The sequence below is a fragment of the Bradyrhizobium sp. CCH5-F6 genome (genome assembly GCF_001556045.1).
GTDB lineage: Bacteria > Pseudomonadota > Alphaproteobacteria > Rhizobiales > Xanthobacteraceae > Bradyrhizobium.
Genome location: NZ_LSIC01000190.1, coordinates 79,992 through 94,723 on the forward strand (window position 1 = coordinate 79,992; position 14,732 = coordinate 94,723).

The following is a 14,732-nucleotide window of genomic DNA, read 5'->3' on the forward strand; positions in this document are numbered from 1 at the left end:
AAACGGGTTCAAGTGAGGCTTTCCAAAAAGGCGAGGGTGGCCAAGAAGGCGCCGAAGAAGAGCAAAGGATCGCAGCGCGCCACGATCTCGTCGTCGTCGCCCCTCGGCATGATGGCTCTTCACCTGCTTGCACAGTGGAAGCAGTCCGGCCCCAGCGGGATCGTCTTTCTCGCCGAGAGCGAGAACAGGGCAGAGCGGCTGGGCAGCGTCATTCACGCGCTCGACCCGTCCTGCGAGGTGCTGGTGTTTCCGCGATTGAACACCTTGCCGTTCGATCAGCTCGAGCCGTCGCACGAGCTTGCAGGGCGCAGAGCTTCCGTGCTGAGGCGCCTCGCAAGATCCAAGAAGCCGCTGTTTCTCGTGTCGACCGCGGAAGCGGTGATGGAGCGCCTGCCGCCGCCGGCGACCCTGTCGCGCTTGAGCCTGAGCCTGAAAGTGGGCGGACCGTTCTCCGAGCGGGAGCTCGAGACCAGGCTCGAGGCGCTCGGATACGATCTCGACGACGAGCCGGACTATCCGGGCGGGGCGCTGTTCCACGGGCAGACCTTCGAGATATTCCCCGCGGGCGCGCTGGGCCCATTCCGGATCGAGCATTCGGAGCATGCGATCGAACGGATCGTGGCGTTCGACCCGAACGAGCACAGGATCATCTTCGAGACCAGGGAGCTTCTCGTCGATCCCATGTCGGAGCGGCTCGGTCTTGCCGGCAAACGCTGCAAGCGCGCGAGCCTGTTCGACTATTGCGGGAGCGCCAAATGGATCGCGGACGCCGGCGTCCCATTGCACGCCGACCGATGGCTCGACACGATCGAGGAGGCCGCAGGCCGGGCGGAGCGGGAGCGCGAATATCTCGGACGGCGTGACTGGAAGCTGCTCTCCAAGGGCATGAAGGTGCTGCCGCGGACGGCGCCTTTCCGGCCCATCCCGGAGTTTTCCAAGCTGACCTCTTCCAGAAAGGCGTTGCGGGCCTTCGTCGAGGAGACACGCCGGGCCGGATCGCGACTGATCCTCGCCGCCGCGCATGAGGACGATCTGCGCGTGATGGAGCGGATGAGCGGCGTCAAGGCGGAGCGCTGCGACGACTGGGACGAGGCGGCACGCGGGCGGGGCGGCGAGGCGGTGCTTCTGGCCGATCTCGACGCCGGCTTCGTCTTGCCGGGGAAGAAGCCTCTGGTCGTGGTGACGGCGTCCGACGTGCTCGGCAGCCGCGCGCATCATCCTCAGCCGATGGCGCGCGCCTGGAGCGCGGCCTTCGATCATGCCGACGTGCCCGAGCAGGGCACGGTGGTCGTGCACCTCCAGCGCGGCCTTGCCGTGCTCGACGGCTTGCAGACCGTCAACACCGGCGGCGGCGCCATGCGCGAGATGATCCGCCTGAAGTTCGCGGGCGACAATGCGGTTCTGGTGCCGCCGGCCGATCTCGCCTTGATGTGGCCTTACGCGACCGAACTCGGCAAGCTGACGCTCGACAAGGCGGATGGCAGCACATGGTGGACCCGCCGCGGCGAGGCCGAGCGCGAGATCCGGGCCGCGGGCAAGGTGCTGGCGAAGCACATCAGCCAGCGCCGCCGGCGCCGCGCCGAAAAGCTGGTGCCGCCGGGATCGGCCTACGAGAAGTTCGTCGCGCGTTTCCCTTACTTCACGACGATCGACCAGGCCCAGGCGATCCGCGACGTGCTCGACGATCTCGCCTCCGGTCACCCGATGGACCGGGTGATCTGCGGCGACGTCGGCTTTGGCAAGACCGAGGTGGCGCTGCGCGCGGCGGCCGCGGTGGTGCTGTCGGGCAAGCAGGTGGCGATTGCGGTGCCGACGACGGTGCTGGCGCGGCAGCACGTCGCAACGTTCCGGAAGCGCTTCGCGCCGTTCGGCATCGAGGTGGGTAATCTGTCGCGGGCGACGTCAGGCGCCGAACTGCGCGAGACCAGGGAGGGACTGCGCAGCGGCCGGATCAAGGTCGTGATCGGCACGCAGGCGCTCACGGGCAAGGACGTCAGGTTCGACGATCTCGGCCTCGTCATCATCGACGAGGAGCAGCATTTCGGCGCGGCCGAGAAGACCAAGCTCGGCGGCCTCGCCAGGAACGTCCATGTGCTGATGATGAGCGCCACGCCAATCCCGCGGACGCTGGCCGCGGGCCTTGCCGGTTTCCGCGACCTCAGCGTGATCGCCTCGCCACCGGTGCACCGGCTGCCTGTCGCAACCAGGATCGCACCGCTGTCGGACGCCGCCATCGCCACGGCGCTGCTGCGCGAGCAACGGCGAAACGGCCAGAGCTTCTTGATCTGTCCCCGCATCCAGGATCTCGATCCCATGCTGGCGCGGGTGCGCGCGGTGGCGCCCGACCTTCGCATCGTCTGCCTGCACGGCAGGTTGGCGGCCGACGAGATCGACGACCGGATGATGAGCTTCGTCGAGGGCGGCGCCGACGTCCTGCTCGCGACCAACATCGTGGAGAGCGGCCTCGACATTCCCCGCGCCAACACCATCGTGGTCTGCTGGCCCGAGAAGTTCGGCCTTGCCCAGCTGCACCAGCTGCGCGGACGCGTCGGCCGTAGCGGCATCCGCGCCTTCGCCCATCTGCTGACCGAGACGGAGTCCGGTCAGTCCGAGAAGCGCCTGGCCGTGCTCGAGGAGTTCAGCCGGCCGGGCGCCGGCTTTGCCATCAGCGAGCGCGACCTCGATCTCAGAGGTGCTGGCGATTTGTTCTCGGAGCAGCAATCCGGCCATGTCCAGGTATTCGGACCCGTGCTCTACAGCCATCTGCTGAAAATGGCCTCGGAGAAGGCCGACGAGGAGCGCGCCGCGGTCTGGGTGCCCGACCTCAACCTGCCGGTCGGGGACATGCTCCCCGAGACCTACGTGCAGTCCGAGCCCGTGCGGCTCGAACTCTATGCGCGCGCCGCACGGTGCAATGACGAGGACGAGCTCGACGACCTCGAGGAGGAAACCTCCCGCCGTTTCGGACCGCTGCCGGAAGTGGCGCGCGATTTCTTCGCCGCAGCCAAGCTCAGGATCGAGTGCAAGCGCCGCGGCATCGTCCGGCTGGACGTCGGGCCGGGGGCTGCGGCCGCGACGTTCCTGCCGGGCCGCTTGCGGAAGTCACGCGGGAAGGCGCTGCAACGCGACGGCGACCGCGTCGTCCATCACAGCCCGATGCGCAACGCGCCGTTCGAGCGGGTGGAGGAGCTGCTCGAGCTGCTGGACGAGGGGTGAGCTTCAAGAAAGCGCGAAAACAACCCCATGCACAGTAGCCAAGTGCTTCCGGCATAACGACTTTTGCATCCGCTTTTTCTGCGTCGGGCGCAGGACCCGGTTTGACCCGTCGGGCAAAACAGTGGCATTCTGTCAGCTTCGGAAAATCCGCCGCGGCTTGGCTGGCGGGCCACTCGGGCACATCGGCGTTTCGCACAGGCCGTGTCCCAACGCCGAGAAGCCGATGAAGGCCGGCCCGGCGCAGCACTCGAACAACGCTTCTGTTCGCTGCGGAAGGTTTCGCGACGTCGCTCTGCGCAAGCTGGGCTTGTCAAACTGACGACAGCCATTGGCTGTTCCGTTCGAGCGGTGTGAGGAGTTGCAACTCCAGGGAGATCCGTACTCGACCGGGGGCGCCGCGTCCGTCGGCCGCCCAGGCCGCTAACGTGGAATTAATCCGAAATGCTCACAATTTTACACAGTTGGAGATGGGTGCTGCGTAGAGGAGCCGTCGCGAGGACGATCCGGCGACGGCTTCCTCTTGCTCGCTCATTTGGGGTCAATGCAGATGACCGCGACTCTCGAAACGCAAAGCTTCGCCGAAGAACTCGACGCGGTAGCACTTGCAGCCGCCGCAGCAGCGCCCGAACCCGCAGCCGCAGAACCTCCGGCGCCGATCATGCGGTCCAGCCGGAAATCGGTGCTGGCATTGTCGGTGTGCGCCCTGGCCATCAACGGCGCGGCGGCCATCTATACGTTGCCTTCCGACTTGCCGTCGCTGGACGTCAGCCGCCTGGCTGAACTGCTTCCGCGCCAGGAGGCGCCGGCGCCAAAGCCGGATCCGGTCGTTGCCGCCTTGAAGGACATTCAGTCGGCGCAGCAGCAGCACTCGGCCTCGCTGAAGGAGAACAGCCAGGTCTTGCAGCAAAATGCGACTCTGCTGCAGCAGGATTCACTGGTGCTGCTGTCCCTGCGGCAGAGCATCACGGACGAACGGGTCGATGTGAAGAAGATATCTTCGCAATTGTCGACGCTGATCGCAAAGGTCGACTCGCTGCAGAACGTGATGATGTCGGACGTCACGTCCTCGATCCGAAGAGCGAATGCGCGCTATGGGCTGTCCGCAGCGATGCGCAAGCGGATGGTTCGGCAGCCGAAACCTGCGGGGCCTGTGTCGATCGGAGGAGCCCCCCTGAGTGTGCCGGCAACCGTTTCAGCTCCGGAAAGCTGAAGACAGGGCAATCAAACCATTCATAGACGATGTCCGCTTCGACCTCGTCTATGACGGGGGCGGTGCACCGTCACCGTCCTCCGTCACTTCAAGGCGTGATCTATCTTGTGCCCCAGATGCCCGGTGTCGTGATCGCGACGCAGCTGGCTCAGCGACGTCTCGTTCAACTGGGCCAGGACCTCGCTGAGCAGCGTCGCATCGGGATACCCGGCCGCAAAGCCCTTGCCGTAGATCTTGCGCAAGGTGCCGACGAGCGTGTTGCCGTGCTTCTTGCTGATCCCGCCATCCTTGTCCCGATGGCGGCCATCCAGACCCGGTTCCTTCATGTGTCTCTCCCTGGCGGCGTCTCGAGCGCCTGAAGAGAGCGTGCGCCCAAAGGCGTTGATTGGCAATGGCATGCGCGCGAGTCGAGCGTTGGTCCGTGCCGCCGCGAGAGCGTTGCCGTTGTGCGTCCATCGCCGAGCCGTGATGCCGCGCCAGATTGCGGCGGGACCCTTGGCGCATCACATCAACCCGGTGTTCAATTGGAGCTGTACGATGCGCTCAGTTCTGGCCATCGGCCTGTTGATTGTCCTGTGCACCGCCGCAAGCGCTGCGACGGCGCATCGCACACGTCATTCGCACTCTCCCGCGGTCGGTCGTTCAGGCGTGGAGGTGAATCCCCGGGCGCGCTTCGCGGTCCCAGGCTGGAGCGATGAAGCAACCCAGCGGTGGCTGGATAATGCCTCCTCCAATGTCGGCCGAGGGGGATAGGTGGATCGGTTGCGCTTTCGGCCGGCGGCGGCAGGCATCCGCAGAGAGCGAAGTGCGCTTTGACGAGGTGCTTTTGCGGATGATGAAGTCCGGCGCTACGCGGCCTGTTCCTCGAACGAGGTGTAGACCCGGCCAGTCGGATCGACGATCTGAACGTTCCAGCACCCGTCCTGGACCAGCTCTCTGGCCTTCTTGAGGGCGGCCGCAAGCGAGGCCCGCTTGAGGCTGACGATGCCTGCCGTGTCGAAACCGCTGATTTCAAACATGCCGCTCCCTCCTGTGATTTCCGTCAAGCCTACACATTTCCAGCGCGTTGTCGCGCGGCTTCTGGGGGCAGGGCTCTTGGAACAATCGAGAGGGTGCACTGTCGCCGCAATTGGACGCGCATCGCCAACGTGGACGCGGCGCAAAGCCATGATGCCGATATGCGCAGCGGTTTTCCGGAAAGATCATGCTCGAACAACGACCTAAAGCGCGATGACGATTCATCCTGATCTCATGGCCCTTAGGGCGGGCGAGAGATCGGGCCGTTCATCGGCAGGACGTGCACGGAACGCGATCGACTGATGCATCCGCTTACTTCATTACCATCGGCGCGGAGAGACGGCCTGGCTCGGCTTTGAAGGGCCTCGAGGGCCATTCTGCAAACTCGCCGGCGGGTTCCAATTCAAGCACGGGCCGATGCTTGTTCCTTCGAAGGACCGCCGATTTCTCAGGCCGCTTCGGGGCGCAATTGTGTCATCTAGGTCACCTTATGATCGTGCTATCCATGTTAATAGTCCGATTTTCAGGCGCGTTATTTGAGGTCGTGATGAGTATCTCTGATCAGACTGCCCATGCCGCCATTGCCTTGCACCAACGTGTCGCCTTTCTCGAAAGTCAAATTGCCGAGCTGAGCGTCCTGCGAGATCGATTGGCGCAAGCCGAGTCGCGCCGCTCTCGGTCGAAATCGGATCGGTCAGCCTCCAAGAAAACCAAACCGCCGCCGAAAATGTAGATAACCTTCCGCAATCAACCGACGCATCGTTGCCGGTCTCGTCCGGACGCTCCAAGCTATGGCCCGCACGTGAGTCGCGGGGGAAGCATGGAACGGGAGCGGTTTCAGAACATGTCTCTCGAGGAGCTGTGGCAACTCCACGCGATCGTCAACGATATTCTGGCGGTCAGGCTGAACGCCAAGAAGGAAGAGTTGGAGCGGCGGCTCGTGATGCTCAGACGAGAAGACAAGAATCCCCCCAATCGAGTCTGAGCCAAAGGCCAGGCCATGGCTCGCTCACGAGTGTTTGCCATGGCCACGGCGTTGCGAGCCGTTTCGTGAGAGGTCGTGCGTCGCATCCAACTCGGGATCGTCGGGTGAGGCTGCATCCCCGAGCCTGCCTTTGAGGATGGCTCCGGCACCAGGGCGCCACTTTCCGGCGCCTAATGCAGGACGCGGGAAGCCTCGGCGGCCTTAACCTTTGCTTTCAGCTCTTCGAGCTCATCAATCGCGTCCACCAATCGGACCAGCTCGCGCGCGATATGTTTCAGACTGGGCCTTGCGCGTCTAGGAACAGGAACTCGTTGTGCCATCGGTGCACGCCTCCATGCTTGGAAGCTCTCAATCGCAAGAAGCGCGCCAGTGCTCCTTCGACTTGGAAGCGTGGCAAGGCCTTCAATTTGGTTTGGTTATTGGTGAGCGCGCTGGAGCGCAAGCCAGGTGGGCCCAAGGCGGCGCAGACGACACCGAGGACGAGCACGATGGGGCAGAACCGGACGAAGCCGATAATGAGCCCAGCATCGGCTATGACGCCTGCACGATCATTGCCGAAGACGATACCGGACAGGGAGCCCAGCTTAGGTTGGACCGTGGACGGCTACACCGGTGGCACCACCGAGCCGGACCTTGAGGAGGCTTATGACACTCCGAGCAAAGCGAAGCCGCCAGCAACGTCAAAAAAGCACCAACCCACTAACGCACGGCTCAACGCCTGACGGGCAGTAGTGCTCAACGCCTTGCGACCAGGCCGGCGGTTTTTCTGTTCAGACCTCATCAGTGAGCCGAGGTGCGACGCTGGCCGGGGCTAACGATCGGTTAATGAAGAACCAATAGCATGGTCCGCCGTTGACATGCATCCCGTCAGCGCATGACGGTGGGTCTAGGATCGAGCCGGTAACATGGCGGACCTAACGGAAAGATTGGACAAACTCCGTGCTGATGCTGCGGATTTGGCCAGTATGAGTAGGCGAACGAGCGACCCGCAAAAGCGCGCACTTTTCGGACGCTTGGCAGATGAGCTTGCCATAGAGGCTCTCGAACTTGAGCAGGTGGTGAAGCTGCAAAGCCGGCGCTCCGGTCACGACGACATGGACAAAGTCGTGCCCCTCCAGGCGCGTCCAGATCGCTGACCCAATCCCGCCTCTCTTTGTGCGCTCCCGATTCAACTTGCGGCCGAGAGGCCCGCCGGTTCACGCTGCGGGCCGAGCACTCCCGGCGCTCTAATCCGCAATTAGATCGGCAGCCGGGAGGCATTGGGGCTGGAATACGAGCCGTGGCATGTTCGTGTCTTAACGACAATGGGTAGAAGGGCGGACTCCGGTAGTTATACGGAGTCCATTTTCGGAACGGGGTGTTCTACTTTGAGAACACCGGTGCGATTTAAGCATCAGCTCATTCAAGTTGCCGGGAAATGGCCGCAGTGGGGCTGGAACCACGCTGCGGCTTTTCGGTTTTTCCCTTGGCCGATCCCCGGTTTCGTTTCTAGAACGGATCGCCACTGTCGCCGTTTTGAGCCGTTTCTGTTTGCTCAAGGAGAGTGCGCCATGACAGAGCGCCGCCGGGTGAAGCAAACCCGTACTCTGGAAGAACGGCTTGCCGAAGAAGCGAAGCGTCTGCGCGAACGAGCCGAATTGCTCCCCCACGGCCCGCTACGCGAGGAAGGGCACGACAGGCAGAAACTGGTTCGAATGTGAGCAGGTGGCTGGCATCCCCCGGGCTGCAGTCGCCGAAATGATACTGCGTACAACGGGCAACTTTGGTACGTCGGAACCTCGCCCATTGCGAGGTGATTCGATGCTCGAAATGGTTTTGATAATGTTTTGCCTTGGGACAACGCTGGTCGCCATCACGGTCGTGGTGTTTGAGTGGCGCGCTTTGATCGGTTACTGGCGCGACGCAAGACGCAGACACCCATAGATTTCCCGTCTGACGGCCGCACTCTGCAACAGACGATCTCGCCGCGAACGCCGATGGGCATAACGAACGCGAGCTACTGACTGTCGTGGGTGTTGATAGAGGCGTCGTCGCGACGATGGATCCTTCGCTGCTTTACGCGCTCCCTCCACCAAATAACAGGAAACAGAACGGCGCCTACTGCGATCTGACCCGCGAACGCGGCCAAGAGAGCGCGGAGCATTACCGCTCTCCCGTGTGCATGGCGTGTGCAGAAGGGCCTTCGCAGGTTGGAAGACTTAAAGTCGGGCCAAAGTGCTTGATCTTGTGTGGTGAGCGCGCTGGGGCTCGAACCCAGGACCCCGTGATTAAAAGTCACGTGCTCTACCGGCTGAGCTACGCGCTCCCATGGCCGCCGATGGCTTGAAGAGATCGCCATCGTGTTCGGACATTCGAGAAGCATGTCTTGCCGCCGCGCTTCATTTGCGTTGCGGGGAAAACCGGCTGTTTCCGGATCATGCTCTCGGCCCGCGCTGTGTAGGGTGATGGGACGCGCAGGTCAATAGTGCGGGTGGCTGCTGAAGTTCGCGGCAGGAGCGGGATTTTCTCGTTGCTTCTGCGGCTTAGGGCGGGATTTTCAAGCCAATTAACGGGCGTCATCCAGGCCGGACTGCTGGGGAGGGTGTCAGTTCGTCTCCCGCCGCACCTCGGTCGACACGGCCTGCGGCGCGCCGACGGGGGGCAGCGCGACCGGGCGCAGGCCGATCAGCTCGGCGGTGCGGATCGCGCTGTCGTGCCAGAACTGGAACGAGTTGATGCGGCTGAGCTCGAGGATGGCGATGGCGACCGCGGCCAGGAACGGCAGGCTTTGCAGCACCAGCACGCCGGCGAAGATGTAGATCTCGGTGATCTGGCGGAAGCTGTTGGTGGCGATCAACACGCCGGCGCCGATCAGGAGCAGGGCGCCGATCACCGCTTCCCAGAATGCCTGGAACTCGATCGACATCCTGCTGAGGCCGCCCTTGGACGTGCGCGCGAACGCGATGTGCTCGGTGATGAGGCCCTGCGCGACCGCGCGCGACACCGTCCATTGCACGCTCATCGCCGCGATCATCGCGCCCAGCATCTGGCCGGGCTTGATGGCGACGCGGGCGCGGTACATCGACAGGAAGTGCGCCAGCGAGACGACGAAGGCGCCGATGATCGGCAGCGTCAGGATCTTGTCGGGGATGGCGATGTCGGCGAAAGCGACAATCGGCACCCAGACGAGGTTGAGCAGCGCCACGACCACGCCGAGGCTTTCGGCGCCCAGCCAGTTCAGCCAGCCCAGCCCGTATTCGCGCTTCTGGTCGGGCGTGAGCCGGCTCTTGCCGGGCAGGAACTGGCGCCAGTGCTTCTTGACGATCTGGAGGCCGCCATAGGCCCAGCGGTGCCGCTGCTTCTTGAAGGCCTCGTAGGTGTCGGGGAGCAGGCCCTGACCGTAGCGGTGGTTGGTGTAGTGGGTGACCCAGCCGAGCTCCTGGATCGCAAGGCCGAGATCGCTGTCCTCGCAGATCGTATCGGACGACCAGCCGCCGGCCATGTCCATCGCGGCGCGGCGGATCAGGCACATCGTGCCGTGCACGATGATGGCGTTGGCCTCGTTGCGCTGGACCATGCCGATGTCGAAGAAGCCGGCATATTCGCCGTTCATGATGTAGTGCATGATCGACAGATCGCCGTCGCGATGCTCCTGCGGCGCCTGCACGAGGCCGACGCGCGGGTCCGCGAAAGCAGGCACGAGGTCCTTCAGCCAGTCGGGATCGACGACGTAGTCCGCGTCGAGGATGCCGATGATCTCGGCATCGGCGGCGGTGCGGTCCATCGCGATGCGCAGCGCGCCTGCCTTGAAGCCCTGCACCTTCTCGGCGTTGATGAACTTGAAGCGTTCGCCGAGGGCGCGGCAATGGTCCTGGATCGGCTGCCAGAAGGCGGGATCCGGCGTGTTGTTGATGATGACCACGCATTCGTAGTTCGGATAGTTCAGCCGCGACAGCGCATCCAGCGTCTGCTTGAGCATCTCGACCGGCTCGAAATACGCGGGGATATGGATCGAGACCTTCGGATAGTAATTCTCCGGCACGTTCTCGACGGGCTTGTCCTTTTTGAGCAGCCGCTGCGGCGGCCGGCCGAAGGCGACGGCGGCGATCTCGTCGATGCGCGCCATCGCGATGAGCACGAGGGGAACGAGCAGGATCATGCCCAGCGTCAGCGCGAAGGCAGAGCCGAAGATGAAGTAGTGGGTGTTCCAGAACGCGAATACGGTCGCAGCCCAGGCACCGACGCCGTTGGCGGTCGCCGAGAGCAGGAACGCCTGTTTCGCGGTCGCTTTTTCAATGCGCAGGATCGGCAGTGACAGCAGGACGCCGACCAGCAGCGCGATGCCCATCAGCTTCCAATAGTCGGGATTTTCCACCGGGCCGGTCCAGGCGAATTTCGGCTCGCGGCTGGCGTTGAGGATGCCCCAATACGGGCCGACGCCGCCTTCGAAGAACTTCCAGGGCTGATCGATGGCTTCGACGATGTTGTATTCCATGCCGATGGCCTCGGCACGGGTGACGAAATTGCGCAGGATCACCGCCTGCTGGAACGGGCCCGGATCGGCGTTGCGCAGATTGTAGCCCTGGCTCGGCCAGCCGAATTCGGCGATCACGATGCGCTTGCCGGGGAACAGGTTGCGCAGCAGATTGTAGCGGTCGACGGCCTGGTCGACCGCCTGGTCCGAGCGGAAGTTCTCCCAATAGGGCAGCACGTGGGCCGCGATGAAATCGACGTTGGAGGCGAGGTCGGGATTGTCGCGCCAGATGTTCCAGATCTCGCCGGTGGTCACGGGCACGCGGACCGAGCCCTTCACCTTCTTGATCATGTCGATGAGGTCTTCGACCTTCTGCTCGCCGCGGTAGATCACCTCGTTGCCGACGACGACGCCGACGACGTTGCTGTTCTTGCGGGCGAGCTCGATCGCGGCCTTGATCTCGCGCTCGTTGCGATCCTTGTCCTTGTCGATCCAGGCGCCGACGGTGACCTTGAGGCCGAACTCGGCCGCGATCGGCGGCACCAGTTCCACGCCGCCCGTGGATGAATAGAGACGGATCGCGCGCGTCATGGTCGACAGCGTCTTCAGGTCGGAGCGGATTTTCTCGACCGTGGGGATGTTGTCGATGTCGGGGTGGGCGGAGCCTTCGAACGGCGCGTAGGAAACGCTGGGCAAGAGGCCCTTGAAATCAGGCGCGGGTTCTTTCTCGCGCAGGACTCCCCAGATGCCGGCGTGGAGCGCGGACACGAGCAACAGAACGGCGGCGACTACGCGCATCGCGGCTAACCAAAAGGGGCTGAGGTGGCAGGGAAGCGGATCCGACCCCGAGATCCGACCGAGTCCGCGGCAAAAGGAGCATATCTCGGCCGCGCGGTTTCACAACTGTCATGGCCTCATGTCCTCATGAGGGCATGGCCTTGTCGAACGACGCGCAGCAGTGCCAACCGTGTCTATGGCCGATCGTTCCTGAACGGCAGCTGAAACGATCGCGGCTATTTCTGGGGCGCCGGGGAGGGGCTTGCCGCGGGCGAGGGGCTCGCGGCCGGCTGCTGTGCGGGCGGATTGCCTGCTGCCGGTGCTGCGGGCTGGGGCGTCGCGGCCGCGGCCTGCTGCGGCTGTGCTGCCGGGTTGATCCAGCACGCGTGCACGCGGCTGTCCAGGGTCTCGGCCACCTTCGGATCGATCTGACCGCCGAACCGGGTCAGGCAGCGGAACGCGGCCTGGATGTGGCCGCCGGGGCAGCCGAAGCGGTCGTAGAGGTCGAGATGGCGGAACGCGGTATCGAGGTCATCCCGCCACATCAGCCGCACCACGCGCCGGCCGAGCCAGACGCATTCGGGGTTGCCGGCCGGGCCGTTGATGACCTGGGCCGCTTCCGCGAACTCGTCGGTGCGGCGCTGGTTCTGGGCCGTATCCTTGGCGGCGTCGGCGGGCTGGGCGGCCGCCTTGCCCTGGTCGGGGGCCGGTGTGCTGCTCTGGGCGGAAGCGCCACCAAGACCGGCGAGAACGAGAAGGGAGGAAACGGCCAAGGTGGCGGCGAACTGCCGCAGGACCGCATTTCTTAACTCGAACACCCGTTGCCGCATGAATTCCCCAATATATCCGCTGACCGTCCGCGCCGAGACCTCGCGGACGCGTAGCTGATGGCGTCCAAATGGGTCTCCAATGCGGCGGAAAATTCCCGTCGAATCCCATGACCTGTATTTCGAATTTTGTCCAGCAAAGTCACGATGCTAGCTCGCGGCCGAACGGTCGCAGCCAAATTCCGCGGGAGGCGGAACGGCTCGGTCGCCTGTTACCCCTTGGCAGACGACGTGCAAGCAGGTAATCGACGGACCCTTCGCGGAGGACGGAACCGATTTCTCTTCGTACGCCACTGGCGCTTCTGCTCGTTTCACTGGGCGCGATTGCTGCCGTGTGGTGGTGGCTGGCGACGCCAATCACGCTCGCACGCGCCCCGATCGATCCCGCCGAGAAGGTCCAATGCGTGTCCTATGCGCCGTTCCGCGGCGAGCAGACGCCGCTGGAGCCATGGACCCATATCGAGGCCGAGCAGATCGAGCAGGACCTGCGCCAGCTCAAGGAAATCACCGACTGCGTCCGCACCTATTCGATGGAGAACGGGCTCGACCAGGTGCCGGCGGTTGCCGCCAGGGTCGGCGGGCTGAAAGTGCTCCAGGGCGTCTGGCTCTCCAGCAACCGCAGCAAGAATCTCGAGCAGGCCGCGCTCGCGGTTCGCCTTTCGAAGGAATTCCCCGGGGTCATCACCAGTATCATCGTCGGCAACGAGGTCTTGCTGCGCGGGGAGATGACGACTGCGGACCTCGTCTCGATCATCCGTTCGGTGAAGGCGCAGGTCAGCGTGCCCGTCACCTATGCGGACGTCTGGGAATACTGGCTGAAGAACCGCGAGGTCTATGACGCCGTCGACTTCGTCACGATCCACATCCTGCCCTATTGGGAGGATTTCCCCGTGAAGGCGAAATTCGCCTCGACCCATGTCGAATCGATCCGCGAGCGCATGGCGGTGGCGTTCCCCGGCAAGGAGATCCTGATCGGCGAGACCGGCTGGCCGAGCGAGGGCCGCATGCGCGACGGCGCGCTGCCGTCGCGCGCCAACCAGGCGCGCGTCGTCTCGGAGATCCTGAGCCTTGCGAAGTCGCAGAAGTTCCGCGTCAATCTGATCGAGTCCTACGACCAGCCCTGGAAGCGCAAGCTGGAAGGCACTGTCGGCGGCTATTGGGGGCTGTACGACTCGGTGCGGCGGACCTTGAAATATCCGCCCGGGGAGCCGGTCAGCAATTTCCCGTACTGGAAATGGTACATGGGCGCCGGCATGGGCCTCAGCGTGCTGGTGTTCGCCGTCGCGCTGATCACGCTGCGGCGGCGGCCGTGGACGCCGCGCTTCTCGGCCTGGCTCGGCGTCGGCATCTCGGCGACGACGGCGGGGACCCTGCTCGGGATCGGCGTCGACAAGATGTATTACGAGAGCTACGGCATCGGCGGCTGGCTGATGTGGGGCGCGCTACTGCTCGCCGGCATCCTGTCGCCGATCTTCTGCGCGCAGGCGATGGTGATCGGCCGCAGCCTTCCGACCTTCCTCGACCTGCTCGGCCCGCGCGAGGGCCGCAAATGGTCCAAGCTCACCGCCGTGCTCGGCCTGACGCTGGCGGTGACGGCGGTGATCGCGGCGCAGACCGCGCTCGGCTTCGTGTTCGATCCGCGCTACAAGGATTTCCCCTACGCCTCGCTGACGATGGCGGTGGTGCCGTTCGCGCTGCTGATGCTGAACCGGCCGCAGATCGGCAAGCGTCCGATCGCGGAAGCGGTGTTCGCGGGCGTGCTCACGCTGTCGGCCGCCTATGTGCTGGTCAACGAAGGCCGCGACAATTGGCAGTCGCTGTGGACCTGCGCGATCTATCTGTTGTTCGGGCTCACGCTGTGGCGGGCGCGGGCCGAGCAAACCCAAGAATGAACAGGCCGATCGCCAGGCCCGACAGCACGACATTGTAGAGCACGATGCCGAGACCGGCGGCCACGATGCCGACGGTGAGCAGCACGATGGACGGCCGCATCAGGTTGAGCGTCGCCACCACCAGCGCGACGATGCCGAACACCGAATTCTTGAACAGCACGGTCCCGACCGAACGTGCCTTGCAGATCGCGGTCTGCAGGCCGGCGTCGCAGGCGAGCGCGACCTGCGACAGCTCGATCGCGAGATAGCGCAGATAGAGTGCCCAGCCGACGGAGACGAAGCCGACGACGATCAGGAACTGCACCTGGTAGGGCGTCAGGCGAAAAGGCTTCTTTGTCATGGGGGCAATATGGTC

10 protein-coding genes and 1 tRNA gene are annotated in these 14,732 nt (G+C 64.1%); 5 read left to right on the forward strand and 6 right to left on the reverse strand.

The genetic code is table 11. The features are described 5' to 3' along the window. Positions 1-108 precede the first annotated feature (108 nt). Together AX729_RS32905 and AX729_RS32910 are read left to right on the forward strand one after the other, a co-directional pair. Positions 109-3,216, forward strand: coding sequence for a DEAD/DEAH box helicase (locus tag AX729_RS32905; protein WP_061028325.1), 3,108 nt, complete (start codon positions 109-111; stop codon positions 3,214-3,216). A 541-nt stretch (positions 3,217-3,757) separates the two neighbouring features. Next, positions 3,758-4,426, forward strand: a complete 669-nt coding sequence (locus tag AX729_RS32910) for a hypothetical protein (RefSeq protein ID WP_061028252.1) — start codon at positions 3,758-3,760, stop codon at positions 4,424-4,426. A gap of 83 nt (positions 4,427-4,509) precedes the next feature. Here AX729_RS32910 and AX729_RS32915 read toward each other — a convergent pair whose 3' ends face one another. Continuing rightward, on the reverse strand, positions 4,510-4,752 hold the full coding sequence (locus AX729_RS32915) for a hypothetical protein (RefSeq protein WP_061028253.1): 243 nt from the start codon (positions 4,750-4,752) through the stop codon (positions 4,510-4,512). A gap of 522 nt (positions 4,753-5,274) precedes the next feature. Continuing rightward, the gene (locus AX729_RS40805) at positions 5,275-5,445 is read right to left on the reverse strand and encodes a hypothetical protein (protein ID WP_197433733.1); all 171 of its coding nucleotides are present in this window, start codon (positions 5,443-5,445) and stop codon (positions 5,275-5,277) included. Between the two features lie 842 nt (positions 5,446-6,287). Between AX729_RS40805 and AX729_RS40810 the strand changes: the two genes are divergently transcribed. Together AX729_RS40810 and AX729_RS39170 are read left to right on the forward strand one after the other, a co-directional pair. Further along, entirely contained in the window at positions 6,288-6,428 is a 141-nt protein-coding gene (locus tag AX729_RS40810) for a hypothetical protein (RefSeq protein WP_197433734.1), read from the forward strand. A gap of 1,550 nt (positions 6,429-7,978) precedes the next feature. Further along, positions 7,979-8,128 carry a hypothetical protein gene (locus AX729_RS39170; protein WP_349643774.1) on the forward strand — a complete coding sequence of 50 codons (150 nt, stop codon included), beginning with the start codon at positions 7,979-7,981 and terminating at the stop codon, positions 8,126-8,128. A gap of 529 nt (positions 8,129-8,657) precedes the next feature. Here the strand turns inward: AX729_RS39170 and AX729_RS32935 are convergent. The 3 genes from AX729_RS32935 to AX729_RS32945 all read right to left on the reverse strand — a co-directional run bounded on the left by AX729_RS32935 (position 8,658) and on the right by AX729_RS32945 (position 12,488). Next, positions 8,658-8,733 (reverse strand) — tRNA-Lys (locus AX729_RS32935). A 279-nt stretch (positions 8,734-9,012) separates the two neighbouring features. Beyond that, positions 9,013-11,679 carry a glycosyltransferase gene (locus AX729_RS32940; RefSeq protein ID WP_061028256.1) on the reverse strand — a complete coding sequence of 889 codons (2,667 nt, stop codon included), beginning with the start codon at positions 11,677-11,679 and terminating at the stop codon, positions 9,013-9,015. Positions 11,680-11,894: 215 nt separating this feature from the next. Beyond that, a complete protein-coding gene (locus AX729_RS32945; protein WP_061028257.1) occupies positions 11,895-12,488 on the reverse strand; it encodes a hypothetical protein in 594 nt (197 codons plus the stop codon). 329 nt (positions 12,489-12,817) lie between these two features. Between AX729_RS32945 and AX729_RS32950 the strand changes: the two genes are divergently transcribed. Further along, positions 12,818-14,377, forward strand: a complete 1,560-nt coding sequence (locus tag AX729_RS32950) for a glycoside hydrolase family 17 protein (RefSeq protein WP_061028258.1) — start codon at positions 12,818-12,820, stop codon at positions 14,375-14,377. On the opposite strand, the gene AX729_RS32955 is transcribed toward AX729_RS32950, so the two are convergent. Next, complete coding sequence (locus tag AX729_RS32955) at positions 14,337-14,717, reverse strand: hypothetical protein (protein WP_061028259.1); 381 nt, start codon at positions 14,715-14,717, stop codon at positions 14,337-14,339. The two genes, AX729_RS32950 and AX729_RS32955, sit on opposite strands and share 41 nt — an antisense overlap. Positions 14,718-14,732 lie beyond the last annotated feature (15 nt).

Excerpts from the sequence above, each read along its gene's own strand:
- AX729_RS32905 (WP_061028325.1), top strand. The coding sequence starts at position 109 with ATGATGGCTCTTCACCTGCTTGCACAGTGGAAGCAGTCCGGCCCCAGC.
- AX729_RS39170 (WP_349643774.1), top strand. The coding sequence starts at position 7,979 with ATGACAGAGCGCCGCCGGGTGAAGCAAACCCGTACTCTGGAAGAACGG.
- AX729_RS32945 (WP_061028257.1), bottom strand. The coding sequence starts at position 12,488 with ATGCGGCAACGGGTGTTCGAGTTAAGAAATGCGGTCCTGCGGCAGTTC.
- AX729_RS32940 (WP_061028256.1), bottom strand. The coding sequence starts at position 11,679 with ATGCGCGTAGTCGCCGCCGTTCTGTTGCTCGTGTCCGCGCTCCACGCC.
- AX729_RS40805 (WP_197433733.1), bottom strand. The coding sequence starts at position 5,445 with ATGTTTGAAATCAGCGGTTTCGACACGGCAGGCATCGTCAGCCTCAAG.
- AX729_RS32910 (WP_061028252.1), top strand. The coding sequence starts at position 3,758 with ATGCAGATGACCGCGACTCTCGAAACGCAAAGCTTCGCCGAAGAACTC.
- AX729_RS32955 (WP_061028259.1), bottom strand. The coding sequence starts at position 14,717 with ATGACAAAGAAGCCTTTTCGCCTGACGCCCTACCAGGTGCAGTTCCTG.
- AX729_RS40810 (WP_197433734.1), top strand. The coding sequence starts at position 6,288 with ATGTCTCTCGAGGAGCTGTGGCAACTCCACGCGATCGTCAACGATATT.
- AX729_RS32915 (WP_061028253.1), bottom strand. The coding sequence starts at position 4,752 with ATGAAGGAACCGGGTCTGGATGGCCGCCATCGGGACAAGGATGGCGGG.